The sequence below is a fragment of the Streptomyces sp. NPDC048603 genome (genome assembly GCF_043199475.1).
Lineage (GTDB): Bacteria > Actinomycetota > Actinomycetes > Streptomycetales > Streptomycetaceae > Streptomyces.
In genome coordinates this window covers 710,810-723,378 of sequence record NZ_JBICVY010000001.1, presented here as the reverse complement: position 1 = coordinate 723,378, position 12,569 = coordinate 710,810, and the positions used below count along the sequence as shown (strand labels likewise).

Genomic DNA, 12,569 nt, shown 5'->3' with positions numbered 1-12,569 from the left:
CCCCACCCCGGGTCTCGGCCTGGTCGTACTGCGTCACAGGGGGCTTCCGCGGTTTCGTGGAGGCACCGATGAGAAGCGGCAACCACCAGTGGGGGACACATGACCGACGACGCGATCCGATTGGGCTCCGTCACCCGGAGGTACGGCAGGGGCGGCGCGTGCGTCACAGCCCTCGACGGGGTGTCGCTCGCCTTCCCGAGGGGCACCTTCACCGCCGTGATGGGCCCGTCCGGGTCCGGGAAATCGACCCTGCTCCAGTGCGCCGCCGGCCTGGACCGGCCCACGTCGGGCTCGGTCAGCATGGGCGGCACGGAGCTGACCGGACTCAGCGAGACCGGGCTGACCCTGCTGCGCCGCGAACGCATCGGCTTCGTCTTCCAGGCCTTCAACCTGCTGCCCTCGCTGACGGCCGAGCAGAACGTGGCCCTGCCGCTGAGACTGGCCGGCCGCCGACCGAAGAAGGCACAGGTGCGCGAGGTGCTGCGGCAGGTCGGGCTCGGCGACCGGGCGCGGCACCGGCCGGCGGAGATGTCCGGCGGCCAGCAGCAGCGGGTCGCCCTCGCCCGCGCCCTGATCACCCGGCCCGAAGTGCTGTTCGGCGACGAGCCGACCGGCGCGCTCGACTCGCAGACCGGCCGTCAGGTACTGGCCCTGCTGCGCGGCATGGCCGACCGGGACGGCCAGACGATCATCATGGTCACCCACGACCCCGTCGCGGCCTCCTACGCCGACCGCGTCGTCTTCCTCGTCGACGGCCGTGTCCACGGCGAGCTGACCGGCGCCGCCGCCGAGGACATCGCGGCACGCATGACCACGCTGGAGGCGGCGCCGTGCTGAGCACCACCCTGCGCACCCTGCGCACCCGCTGGGTCACCTTCGCCGGCAGTTTCGTCGCCCTCTCGCTGGGCGTGGCGCTGATCGCCGTCATGGGGCTGGCCCTGGCCTCCTCGCTGGACGCACCCCACCGCGGGCCGGAGCGGTTCGCCGCGGCGCCCGTCGTGGTCAAGGGCCAGGACACCCTCGACGCGGCCACCCCGATCGGCGTCCGCACCCGGAAGCTCGCGCAGCCGCGTGCGGTGCCCGACGCCGTGGTCGCGAAGCTGCGCGCCCTCGGGACCGTCGTCCAGGACCGGTCGTTCGCCGTGCGGGCCGAGGGCGGGCCCGCCGGTCTGGTGGGCCACCCCTGGTCCACCGCGGCCTACGCGCCGTACGAGCTCGACGCGGGACGCGCGCCCGAGGCCGCGGACGAGGTCGTCGTCAGCGGCGACTGGGCCCGTCCGGGCGCCACGGTGCCGACCGGCGGCGGCACCGTACGGGTCGTCGGCACCGTGGCCGGCCTGGGCTTCGAGAACGCCGTGTTCTACACCGACACCCGCGCCGCCGAACTGTCCCCCCGCAGCCTCCAGCTCGTGGTCGGCGCCGACCCGGCGGCCGTGCGCGAGGCGGTGCGCGGCAGCGAGGGCGTCCGGGTCCTCACCGGGGACGCGCGCCGCTACGCCGACCCCGACCCCGACCGGGACGGCGAGGCACTCACCGCGATGAACGCCATGTTCGGCACGGCCGGCGGCGTCACCGGGTTCGTGTCGGTGTTCGTGGTGGCCTCGACCTTCGCGTTCGCGGTGACCCAGCGGCGCCGTGAGCTGGGGCTGCTGCGCACCGCCGGGGCCACCCCGGGGCAGATCCGCCGCATGCTCGTCCTCGAGGCCCTCGTGGTCGGCGTGCTCGCCTCGGCCGCCGGCTGTGTGCTCGGTTCCCACGGGGCTCCGAAGCTCGCCGAGTGGGCGGTCGACGAGGGACTCGCGCCCCGCTGGTTCACCATCGGCGACTACGCCTGGCCCTACCACATGGCCTTCTGGACCGGCCTGTTCGTGGCCTTGTGCGGGGTGCTGGCCGCGACCTGGCGGGCGGGACGCACCAACCCCACCGAGGCGTTGCGCGAGGCGTCGGCGGACACGCGGGCGATGACACGGGGCCGCCTGCTCGCCGGCACGGCCCTGCTGATCACCGCCGCGGTGACACTGGCCCTGGCCCTGGCGGCCAACCCGGGCGACCTGCTGCAGCGCAAGACCTATGTGAGCCGGCCCATGCTGCTGATCACCGCGGTCGCGCTGCTCGCGCCGGTGCTGGTGCGGCCACTGGCCCGGCTGATCGCCTGGCTGCCGGCCCGACTGCCCGGCGCGGGCGGGATGCTGGTGCGGGAGAACGCCGCCGCGGGGGTGCGCCGCACCGCGGCCGTCGCGGCGCCCGTACTGGTCACGGTCGCACTGGCGGGCTCGCTGCTCGGCGCCACCGCCACTCTCAACGGGGCGAAGGCCACCGAGGTGCGCGAGCGGACCGCCGCCGACTTCGTGGCCACTCCGGAGGGCGATGCCGGATTTGACGGGGCGACGCTGAAGCGGCTTCGGGCCGTGTCCGGTGCCGAGGTCTTCGCGAGCTCGTCGAGCGCCGTGTACGTCCTGGAGGACGGCGTGGCGCTCATCAGGTCCGATGCCAGGGCCGTCGAGCCGGAACAGCTCGCGGCGACCACGCACCTCCCGCTCGCCGCGGGGAAGGTGAGCGACCTGGACGACGACTCGGTCATCGTCAACGAGGAGTGGGAGAAGCACACCGTGGGTGAGCGGGTGGACGTGTGGCTCGGGGACGGCACCAGGAAGTCCCTGAGGATCGCCGCGGTCATGACCACCGGCACCGGTGACAACGGCGTCTACCTCACCCCGCGCAACGCCCCCGCGGCCCCCGTCGACCGGGTCGACGTACGCCTCGTGGCCGGTGCCGACCCGGCCACCGTGGCCGCCGGCCTGCGCCGGGTCGTACGGGCGTCGGGCGGGGAGGTCCTCACCGGCGACGCCTGGGTGCGGGCGACGCACCCCCAGAGCGACCGGACGACCCGGACGGGCTTCCTCCTGGTCCTCGGGATCGCCCTCCTCTACACCGGCATCTCGCTGGCCAACACGATGGTCATGGCGACCTCCGACCGGGTCCGCGAACTGGCCGTGCTGCGGCTGGCCGGTGCCACCAGGTGGCAGGTCCTGCGGCTGGTGGGCGCCGAGGCACTGATGGTGGTCGGCGTCGGCGGACTGCTGGGAGCGCTGGTCGCCGGGCTCAACCTGGCGGGCATGTGGTGCGCACTGGGCCTGCTCTCGGTGCGGGCGTCCATCGAGATCCCGTGGGCGGCGCTCGCGGCGGTCACGGCCGCCTGCGTGGTGCTCGCCGTGGTCTCGGCGGTCGTTCCGGCCGGCCTCTCCCTGCGCCGTGGGGCGGTGCACCTCGCGGGCGTACGTGAATGATCTAGGGTGAAGGAGGCGTGCCGGGAAGCCTGGTCGGCGAGGAGCGGCCCCCTGTCGTGTGCGGGGCCGCGCGGACGAGGGGAGCGGCCATGGGGGATCGACCGATACGGAAGAACGCCGTCCGGTGGGGTGCAGGGCTCTGGGCGGTGGGGGTCCTGGCCACGGTGACCTGCCTCCCCTGGGCCGTGCGGCCCCGGCTGCCGGAGCGGCTGGCGACCCACTGGGGCGGTGGTTCCGGTGGTCCTGACGACTCGATGCCCTTCTGGGCCGCGGCGTTCCTGCCCGGGCTGATCTGGGCCGTACTCGTGCTGGTGGTCCTGCTGGTGCGGTGGCGCGCCGGAGCGGGCGCGAGCGTGCGGTCGAGGGCGGGCGCCGCCGCCGCTCTGCTGTCCGGCGGGGTCTTCCTCGCCGGTGCGCAGGCGTGCGTGGTCCTGGCCAACCTGGACCACGCGGACTGGCGCGAGGCGGATTCGCCGACGGTGTGGGCCGTGGCGGCCGGCCTCTCGGCGGCACTGGCCGGACTGGCCGGGTGGCTGGGCGTGGCCCGCGGCAGGGCCCGTTGAGCCGTCCGGCCGCGGGCGTCGCCGTTCAGGCGGGGAGGGCCAGCAGGAGCAGGGGGGCCGTGGTGGGCTGCGGGGATCCGCCGGCGGGTTCGACGCTGAGGCCGACCGCGCTGGCGTCGGCGGGGTCGCCGTGGAGCAGGACGGAGCCGTCCTGGCCGATGAATCCGGCCGGGCGCATGGTGCCGTCGTGGTCCAGCCACAGCTGGTACGTCGTGCCCGGGGACGGCGCGGGCAGCCCGGCGGCGGTGAAGACCGCCCTGTTCTGCCGGTCGGAGGCGACGACCGTGGTGAAGGCTCCGTTGCCGGCCCGGCCGTGGACGGTACGGGCGTCCGGGGCCGCCAGGACGCTGCTGACCTCGTCGAGGCGCTGCTCGCTCTGCCGGGCACGCTGTTCCAGCTGCTGCTGCTCCTGGTTCTGCCAGGCCGCCAGACCCGCGAACGACGCGGCGGCGGCCACGCTCGCGGCCAGCGCGAGCGGGCCGGCCTTGCGCCGGAGCCGGTCGCGGAAGGCCACCGGGGAGGCGCCTTCGGGAAGCAGCGGCGGAAGCTGGCGCACACCGTCGACGGCGTCCATCGTCCGCTGCTTCATCGATGCGGGCGGGGCCTGGGCGGCGGCCGTGGCCAGACGCGCGGCGGTGGCACGGAAGTCCGCCGCGTCCTGCCGGCACGCCTCGCACACGGCCAGGTGCGCGGCGAACGCCTCCCGCTCGCCGGGATCCAGCGCATCGAGCGCGTACGCGGCAGCGAGGACGTGGACATCGGACGCGTGGTGTTTCACGTGGTCACCCCCATGCAGTCGCGAAGCCGGATCAGCCCGTCGCGCATGCGTGTCTTGATGGTGGGAAGCGGCGTGCGAAGTGCTTCGGCGACTTCACGGTAGGTCAGGCCCCCGTAGTAGGCCAGGGTCACCGCCTGGCGCTGCAGTTCGGTCAGGCCGCGCAGGCAGCGGCGTACCTGCTCGCTCTCCAGACGGCTCTCGACCTGTTCGGCTACCTGGTCGAACGCCGTCTGGTGCGCGCGGGCGGCCTGCGCCTGCTCGCGGTCCGCGGAGGCCTGTGCGGAGCGGACCCGGTCCACCGCCCTGCGGTGGGCGATGGTCGCCGCCCACGCACTCACGGTGCCGGACTCGCGCCGGTAGCGTGCGGCCTGCCGCCACAGGTCGATCATGACCTCCTGGGCGACTTCCTCCGACTGGGACCGGTCGCGGACGACTTTGACCACGATTCCGAAGACCATCGGCGCGAGTGCGTCGTAGAGGGTGGAGAACGCCTCTTTGTCGCCGCCCGCGACCTTGTGCATGACGTCGGTGAGGTCGGTGAGGTCGTCGGGGCCGGTGTGACCGGCAGGGCCGGTGGGGCCGGTGTGACCGCCTGCGCCGAACGGGAGCGGTTGGTTCACCGGCCCGGCTCCGGCAGTGGCGACCGGACGGAGATGCGGCCGTGTACGGGTCCGGGGCCGGGCGGTCGGGGGCGTGTTGTCCATCGCATGGCGGTCCTTGTCCTCGGGGTGTGTCCCACCCGTGCTTCGTAGCGGACGTGCCCGCGGATGGGGGGACATGCGCGTCGCCGGGACATCCGTTTGTCACCCGTTCGAGGGAATGGCGGCGGGGAGGCCGTGCTCGCCGGGCCAGGTGATCACCGCGATGACCTGTTTGCCGTCGGGCGAGGGGCTGACGAACAGATCCGCCCCGAGGGCGCGGATGATCTCCAGCCCCCGTCCCCGGGTGGCGAGGACGTCGCTGCCGCCGGGCTGCCGGGGCAGCGTGTGGGAGGCATCGCTGACCGCGATGCCCGCCCGGCCCGGCTCCACGCGGAGCGTGAGCGCGTAGGGCGGCCTGGCGTGCTGGACGGCGTTGGCGGTCAGCTCCGAGACGATGACGAGGATGTCCTGGGCGGTGCCGTACGGGCAGTCCGCGGGGTGGGCGGCGAGCGTCCGCGCGGCGACCCGGCGGGCTTCCGGGGCGGCCTGCGGCCCCGGGGCGAGGAAGTGGTGCACCGTCGCCGGCCGCGTGGACGGTGCGGTTGCGGTGTGCATGGCAGTTCCCGGTGGTGAAGGGGTCCCGCGGATCAGGGCGGGGCCGGGGGAGGGGAAGGGGAGGGGACGGGGAGGAACGGGAAGGGAGGGAAGGGGTTCCGGAGCCGTGGCCCCCGAACCCCTTCTGTGGCGACCCGGGCGGCGCTACCACCTGTGGTGGCAGTTCCAGTGCCCGGGAACCCAGTGGTTCACCTGGTGGCCGGGCACCCAGTGCTGCTTCCAGTGGCCCTGGCCCCACCGGCCGTCGTGCCAGGTGCCGTGATGCCACCGGTTCTCCCAGTGGCCCTTGACCCACCTCTCGGCCCAGTGGCCCTTGACCCAGGTGCACCGGTCATGGCGGTTGTGGCGGTCCCAGCGGTCATGGCGGTCCCAGCGGTCGTGACGGTGGTCCCGGTCGCTCGTGAGCGTCGAGTTCGCCGTTGCCGGTGCCGCCGGTGCGGCGTTCGCCGTACCGGACAGGCCCAGCAGCGCGGCACCGGCCAGAAGTCCGGCCGACGCGGCTCCGGCTGCCAGGCGTCGTACCTGCGGGGATGCGGTCATCGCACTCACCTCCTTCCATCGAGCGGTCCGTCTGCTCGGCCCCCGCGGAATCGGGAGCTTCACCATGGATTCGTGACGAACAGGGCGAAGGATTGCCGGAAGTTCACCCGTTCGGGGGACGAACCAATCCGCCGCCCGGGTGCCGCCGAATGCCCGGTGTGAGCAGCTTCAGCTTCAGCTTCGGCTTCCGTGACAACGCCCTCCGCGCCGCACGCGGTGGATCGGCCGGTCTTCTGGCCGCGTTCACCGCGCTGGCCGTGGCCGAGCTGGTCGCCGGACTGGTACGGCCGGCGGCCGGCCCGGTGACGGTGGTCGGCGGTGCGGTCATCGACCGCACTCCGGCCGGGGTGAAGGACTTCGCGATCCGCACGTTCGGCGAGAACGACAAGGCGGTCCTCCAGGCCGGCATCCTCGCCCTGCTGGCTCTGTTCGCCCTCGCGCTGGGGCTTCTGGCGCTGCGTCACCGCCGTGCCGGGGCGGCCGGAGTGCTGCTGTTCGGGATCGTCGGCGCGGCCGCGGCCGTGAGCAGGCCCGACTCCGGCGGCCTCGCCGACGTACTTCCCTCGTGGGCCGGTGCCGCGGCGGGTGCTCTCGCGCTGTACGTCCTCGCAGGCCGGGCGGGCCGGGCGGGCCGAGCCACCCCGGCCGGCCCGCCGCCGGGCGACGGGGACACCGCGGCCGGCTGGAGCCGGCGGGGTTTCCTCACCGCTGCCGCCGTGACCGCCGCGGCCGCCACCGGAGCCGGGGCACTCGGCCGGGCGCTGACCGGCCGGCGCGGCCGGGCCGCCGTGGCCTCCCGCAACGGCCTCACTCTGCCCGCCCCGGCCTCGCCCGCTCCGGCGGTTCCGGCCGGAGCGCAGCTGAAGGTTCCCGGGATCAGCGCGTTCACGACCCCCAACCGGGACTTCTACCGCGTCGACACCGCCCTCGTCGTCCCCCGGGTCGACGCCGCCTCCTGGCGGCTGCGGATCCACGGCGCGGGCGTCGACCGCCCCCGCGTCTTCACCTTCGCCCAGCTCCTGGCCCGCCCGCTGATCGAACGCGACATCACCCTGACCTGCGTCTCGAACGAGGTGGGCGGCCCCTACCTCGGCACCGCCCGCTGGCTCGGCGCCCCGCTCGCCCGGCTCCTGGCCGAATGCGGGGTCGAACCCCCTTCCAGGGGCGGCCGGGCCGATCAGCTGGTGGCCCGTTCCGTGGACGGCATGACGCTGGGCTCACCGGTCGAGGACGTCATGGACGGCCGGGACTCCATGCTCGCGGTCGGCATGAACGGCGAGCCGCTCCCCTTCGACCACGGCTTCCCCGTCCGCATGCTCGTCCCGGGCCTGTACGGCTACGTCTCCGCCTGCAAGTGGATCACGGACATCGAGCTCACCACCTTCGACGCCTACGACCCCTACTGGGTCCGGCGCCGGTGGGCGAAGCGGGCGCCGGTCAAGACCCAGGCGCGGATCGACACCCCCAGGCCGTTCGCCCGCCCCGCCGCCGGCCCGGTCACGGTCGCCGGGGTCGCCTGGGCCCAGGGGCGCGGCATCACGCGCGTGGAGGTCCGCATCGACGACGGGCCCTGGCGCGACGCCGACCTGGCGGCCCGGGCCACCCCCGACACCTGGCGCCAGTGGTCCTTCCCGTGGCGGGCCACACCCGGCGGGCACACCGTCACCGTCCGCGCCACCGACGGCACCGGCCGGGTGCAGACCGAGGAACGCACCCGCACCGTGCCCGACGGGGCGAGCGGCAGGCACAGCGTCTTCGTCACCGTCGCCGCCCCCTGAGACCACCGGACCGGCCTCGTCCGGAGGCGAGGTCCGGAAGCCCCCCGAGATCCGGGGACCGTCCCCCAGCCAAGGAGAAACGATCATGAACATCCAGCAGATCCGCCGTACCGGAATCGCCGTGGCCGCAGCCGTCCTGCTGCCCTTCTCGCTGGCCGCCTGCTCCGACGCCTCCGACGCCTCCGACGCCTCCGGCGACACCAGGGCCGCCGCCACCCCGGCCGCCGGAGAACCCGCCCAGAGCGAGCCGATGACGGCGGACGGCACGGCGGCGGACGACAAGCCGTTCGGCCCGGCCTGTGCCGGTGTCCCGGAGGAAGGCGCCGGATCCTTCGACGGGATGGCCAAGGACCCGGTCGCCACCGCCGCCTCCAACAACCCGGCCCTGTCCACCCTGGTCGCCGCGGTCAAGCAGGCCGGCCTGGTCGACACCCTCAACAACGCCAAGGACATCACCGTCTTCGCCCCGACCGACGACGCCTTCGCGAAGATCCCGAAGGCCGACCTCGACAAGGTCCTCGCCGACAAGGAGATGCTGACCAAGATCCTCACCTACCACGTCGCCGGCCAGAGGCTGACGCCGAAGCAGCTGGAGAACGGCTCCTTCGAGACGCTCCAGAAGGGCACCGTCACCACGGAGGGGTCCGGTGATTCCTACCGGGTCAACGACACGGCCGGCGTGGTCTGCGGCAACGTCAGGACCGCCAACGCCAACGTGTACATCATCGACACCGTCCTGATGCCGAAGTAGCAACGGCGGGGGGCCCGCACAGGGCCTCCCCGCCGGGCGCGGCGGCACCTCCCGGACCGGTCAGCGGCGGGTGCCCAGGGCCAGACCGACCAGGACGCCGGCCAGGAGCGCCCAGACCAGCCCCGGCCCCGCGGCCTGCCGCCAGCCCACCACCCCGAGCAGCAGCGCGGTGATCCCCGCGGCGGTCAGGGCCCCGGGATCCCTGAGGAACCGCCACTGCCCGCGCGCACTGCCAGGTTGCCGCAGCTCGGCGACGGCGGTACGGATCGTGAGGGCCGCCAGGACGACGGCGGCACTCACCACGGCGGCAGCGGTGGCAGCGTCCATCGGTGGCCTCCTCGGCCTTGCCCGCGCGTGACGGTCTTCGCCCCGTACAGGCGACGGTACATCCGGTCGCGGCGGCACGGCAGGTCCGCGCCGCCGCGGCGGGTCCGCGGCCGCACGGGTGCCGATGACGGAACCCTTACGGCCCGGTGCGGGAACGGTCCGGGCCGGCCCGGACTCCGTAGCGTGCCGGGCATGCGAGTTCTCGTCACAGGAGGAGCCGGGTTCATCGGCTCGCACGTGGTCGCCGCGCTGGCGGCCGAAGGACACGAGCCGGTGGTGCTGGACGCCCTGCTCCCGGCCGCCCACCCCGTCGAACCCGATCCCCCGGACGCCGGGTTCCTCCGGGGCGACGTACGGGACGCGGAGGCGGTCCGCGCCGCCCTGCGCGGGGTGGACGCCGTCTGCCACCAGGCGGCCATGGTGGGTCTGGGGAAGGACTTCGCGGACGCGCCCGCCTACGTGGCCTGCAACGACCTGGGGACCGCGGTCCTGCTGGCCACGATGGCCGAGGCCGGGGTACGCCTGCTGGTGCAGGCGGGGTCGATGGTGGTGTACGGCGAGGGCCGGTACGAGTGCCCCGAGCACGGGGTGGTCCGCCCGGGCCCGCGGGCGGCGGCGGACCTCGACGCGGGCCGCTTCGAGCCGCGCTGCCCGCGCTGCGGGGCCGAGCCGGCCCCCGGGCTGGTGGCGGAGGACGCCCCGGTGGATCCGCGGAACGTCTACGCGACGACCAAGCTGGCGCAGGAGCACCTGGCCGCCGCCTGGGCCCGGTCCACCGGGGGGACGGCCGTATCGCTGCGGTACCACAACGTGTACGGGCCGGGGATGCCCCGGGACACCCCGTACGCGGGGGTGGCGTCGTACTTCCGGTCGGCACTGGCCAGGGGCGAGGCGCCCCGGGTGTTCGAGGACGGAGCGCAGCGGCGCGACTTCGTCCACGTACGGGACGTGGCCGGGGCGAACACGGCCGTGCTGGCGGGTCTCGACGGCCTGCCGGCAGGCGGGCACACCGCCTACAACGTGGGCAGCGGGGACCCGCACACGGTCGGGGAGATGGCCTGGGCCCTCGCCGGGGCGCACGGGGGGCCGGAGCCGGTGGTGACGGGGGAGTACCGGCTGGGCGACGTCCGGCACATCACGGCGGACTCGTCCCGGCTGCGCCGTGAGCTGGGCTGGCGTCCTCGGGTGGCCTTCGCCGAGGGCATGACCGAGTTCGCCCGGGCGGAACAGCGGGCCTCCGCCCGGGTCGGGTAGTCCTCCGCCAGGGTCGGGTAGTCCTCCGCCAGGGTCGGGTGGTCCTCCGCCCGCGTCGGGTGGTCCTCGGCGCGGGCCCCGTCAGGCGTGCGCGGCGGCGAGGGGCAGCGTCACCTCGAACCGGCAGCCGCCGGGCACGTTGTGGACGGCCGCGTGCCCGGCGTGGGCCTCGACGATGCCGCGTACGATCGCCAGCCCGAGTCCGGCGCCCGCCGGGGGAGTCCGGGCCGGGCTGCCCCGCCAGCCGGTGTCGAAGACCTTCGCCAGGTCTTCCTCGGGGATGCCGCCGCAGCCGTCGGTGACGGACAGTACGGCGCTGTCCCCGTGCCGGTCCACGGCCACGGTGACGGTGCCGTCGGCCGGGGTGTGGCGGATGGCGTTGACCAGGAGGTTGGCCAGCACCCGGGTCATCTCCTTGCCGTCCACCTCGACGGGCACGTGCGCCAGGGCGCCGCCGAGCAGCCGCACCCCGCGTTCGCGGGCCAGCGGGTCGGCGCCGAGGAGGGCGTCTCCCGCCAGGTCCTGGAGGGAGACCCGGCTGGTGGCGAGCTCAAGGGCGCCGGCGTGGATGCGGGACAGCTCGAAGAGGTCGCCGACCATGGTGCCGAGGCGTTCGACCTCGGTGCGGATCTGCCGGTGGTAGCGGCCGGGGTCGGCCGCGACCCCGTCCTCCAGGGCCTCGGCCATGGCCCGGATCCCGGCGAGCGGGGTGCGCAGGTCGTGGGAGATCCATGCCACGAGCTCGCGGCGGGAGGTCTCCAGGGCGCGTTCGCGCTCCCGGGAGGCGGCGAGCCTGGCGCTGGTCGCGGCGAGTTCGCGGGTGACGTCCGCCAGTTCCGCGGTGGCCCGGGCGGACGGCGCGGCGAAGCCGCCGCCCTCGCCGAACTCCCGGGCGGCCCGGGCGAGGTCCCGGCTCCGGGCGACCACCCACCGGCCGAGCAGGAGCGCGGTGGCCAGGGAGACCACGGCGGCCATGGCGACGACGAGCGTGACGACGGTCAGGTCGTGCGGGGAGAGGAACATGGCCCAGGCCACGGCGAGGGTGCCGGCGAGCATGGCGGTGACCGTGACCGCGGCGACGACCGTCAGGGAGACGGTCACCGAGCGATGCCGGACCAGGCGCAGGGCGACCGCGCCCAGCACTCCCGCGCCGGCGGCGCCCGCGAGGGCGAACAGGGCGATCAGCAGGACGTCGTTCACGGCCGGGCCTCCCCGCCCGCGGGTTCGAAGCGGTAACCGACGCCCCAGACGGTCTGGACGATCCGCGGGGTGGCCGGGTCGTCCTCGATCTTCGACCGCAGCCGGCGGACGTGGACGGTGACGGTGGACAGGTCGCCGAAGTCCCAGCCCCACACCTCCCGCATCAGCTCCTCGCGGCTGTGGACCCGTCCGGGGCGGGTGAGGAAGTGGGTGAGCAGGTCGAACTCCCGCAGGGTGAGAGCCAGTTCCCTGCCGTCCTTGGTGGCGCGCCGGGTCTCCGGATCCACCTGGATGCCGGCCGCGCCGAGCACCGGCCGACCGTCCGCCGAGGCCGCGGCTGCCGTACGGCTGCGCCGCAGGACGGATTCCACCCGGAGGACCAGTTCCCGGGGGCTGAAGGGCTTGGTGACGTAGTCGTCCGCGCCCAGTTCCAGGCCCGCGATCCGGTCGTCCTCGTCCCCGCGCGCCGTCAGCATGATCACCGGTACGAGCCGCTCGGCGCGCAGCCGGCGGCACACCTCCAGCCCGTCGATGCCGGGGAGCATCAGGTCCAGGACGACCAGGTCAGGGGCGTTGCGGGCGGCGGCCTCGAGCGCGGCGGGCCCGTCGGCGGCCCGGTCGACGGTGTGACCGGCCCGGTGCAGGTAGCCGGTGACGACCTCGGCGACGGTCGGGTCGTCGTCGACGACGAGGACCCGGGCGGGCTGGGATGACGTACTCATGGGGTCAAGCCTCGCAGCACCCGGCGTGCGCCGTCCCGGCCGGACCCGCCCCGTACGGCAGACGTCCGTGTTCCGTAAGGAGTCGGCGTCCTGCCGTGGCGGTCCCGGCATGC

At 74.7% G+C, this 12,569-nt stretch carries 13 protein-coding genes; 6 read left to right on the top strand and 7 right to left on the bottom strand.

The features are described from left to right. Positions 1-99: 99 nt before the first annotated feature. The 3 genes from ACGFQ9_RS03445 (at position 100) to ACGFQ9_RS03435 (ending at position 3,850) form a co-directional block, all read left to right on the top strand. Positions 100-837: an ABC transporter ATP-binding protein gene (locus ACGFQ9_RS03445; RefSeq protein WP_393570662.1), complete on the top strand. Its 738-nt coding sequence runs from the start codon at positions 100-102 to the stop codon at positions 835-837. Further along, on the top strand, positions 831-3,287 hold the full coding sequence (locus ACGFQ9_RS03440) for an FtsX-like permease family protein (protein WP_393570661.1): 2,457 nt from the start codon (positions 831-833) through the stop codon (positions 3,285-3,287). The genes ACGFQ9_RS03445 and ACGFQ9_RS03440 overlap by 7 nt, the downstream gene beginning before the upstream one ends. Positions 3,288-3,376: 89 nt before the next feature. Beyond that, entirely contained in the window at positions 3,377-3,850 is a 474-nt protein-coding gene (locus ACGFQ9_RS03435; RefSeq protein ID WP_393570659.1) for a DUF1648 domain-containing protein, read from the top strand. Between the two features lie 25 nt (positions 3,851-3,875). Here the strand turns inward: ACGFQ9_RS03435 and ACGFQ9_RS03430 are convergent, their stop codons facing one another. From ACGFQ9_RS03430 to ACGFQ9_RS03415, 4 genes are all read right to left on the bottom strand, one after another. Continuing rightward, the gene (locus tag ACGFQ9_RS03430; protein WP_393570657.1) at positions 3,876-4,628 is read right to left on the bottom strand and encodes an anti-sigma factor; all 753 of its coding nucleotides are present in this window, start codon (positions 4,626-4,628) and stop codon (positions 3,876-3,878) included. Beyond that, complete coding sequence (gene sigK, locus ACGFQ9_RS03425; protein ID WP_393570655.1) at positions 4,625-5,248, bottom strand: ECF RNA polymerase sigma factor SigK; 624 nt, start codon at positions 5,246-5,248, stop codon at positions 4,625-4,627. Before sigK ends, ACGFQ9_RS03430 begins: the two co-directional genes overlap by 4 nt. A 183-nt stretch (positions 5,249-5,431) precedes the next feature. Next, on the bottom strand, positions 5,432-5,884 hold the full coding sequence (locus tag ACGFQ9_RS03420) for an ATP-binding protein (protein ID WP_393570653.1): 453 nt from the start codon (positions 5,882-5,884) through the stop codon (positions 5,432-5,434). Positions 5,885-6,028: 144 nt separating this feature from the next. Beyond that, complete coding sequence (locus tag ACGFQ9_RS03415; RefSeq protein ID WP_393570652.1) at positions 6,029-6,424, bottom strand: hypothetical protein; 396 nt, start codon at positions 6,422-6,424, stop codon at positions 6,029-6,031. A 149-nt stretch (positions 6,425-6,573) separates the two neighbouring features. Between ACGFQ9_RS03415 and ACGFQ9_RS03410 the strand changes: the two genes are divergently transcribed. Both ACGFQ9_RS03410 and ACGFQ9_RS03405 read left to right on the top strand, forming a co-directional pair. Beyond that, positions 6,574-8,202 (top strand): molybdopterin-dependent oxidoreductase, encoded by a 1,629-nt coding sequence (locus ACGFQ9_RS03410; RefSeq protein WP_393570650.1) that lies wholly within the window; start codon positions 6,574-6,576, stop codon positions 8,200-8,202. Positions 8,203-8,287: 85 nt separating this feature from the next. After that, positions 8,288-8,953, top strand: coding sequence for a fasciclin domain-containing protein (locus ACGFQ9_RS03405; RefSeq protein ID WP_393570648.1), 666 nt, complete (start codon positions 8,288-8,290; stop codon positions 8,951-8,953). A 60-nt stretch (positions 8,954-9,013) separates the two neighbouring features. On the opposite strand, the gene ACGFQ9_RS03400 is transcribed toward ACGFQ9_RS03405, so the two are convergent. Beyond that, complete coding sequence (locus ACGFQ9_RS03400) at positions 9,014-9,280, bottom strand: hypothetical protein (RefSeq protein WP_393570646.1); 267 nt, start codon at positions 9,278-9,280, stop codon at positions 9,014-9,016. 192 nt (positions 9,281-9,472) lie between these two features. On the opposite strand from ACGFQ9_RS03400, the gene ACGFQ9_RS03395 reads away from it, so the two are divergent. Beyond that, positions 9,473-10,534 (top strand): NAD-dependent epimerase/dehydratase family protein, encoded by a 1,062-nt coding sequence (locus ACGFQ9_RS03395; RefSeq protein WP_393570644.1) that lies wholly within the window; start codon positions 9,473-9,475, stop codon positions 10,532-10,534. Positions 10,535-10,615: 81 nt separating this feature from the next. On the opposite strand, the gene ACGFQ9_RS03390 is transcribed toward ACGFQ9_RS03395, so the two are convergent. Both ACGFQ9_RS03390 and ACGFQ9_RS03385 read right to left on the bottom strand, forming a co-directional pair. Then, the gene (locus ACGFQ9_RS03390) at positions 10,616-11,734 is read right to left on the bottom strand and encodes a sensor histidine kinase (protein WP_393570642.1); all 1,119 of its coding nucleotides are present in this window, start codon (positions 11,732-11,734) and stop codon (positions 10,616-10,618) included. Continuing rightward, positions 11,731-12,456 (bottom strand): response regulator transcription factor, encoded by a 726-nt coding sequence (locus tag ACGFQ9_RS03385; protein WP_393570641.1) that lies wholly within the window; start codon positions 12,454-12,456, stop codon positions 11,731-11,733. Before ACGFQ9_RS03385 ends, ACGFQ9_RS03390 begins: the two co-directional genes overlap by 4 nt. Positions 12,457-12,569 lie beyond the last annotated feature (113 nt).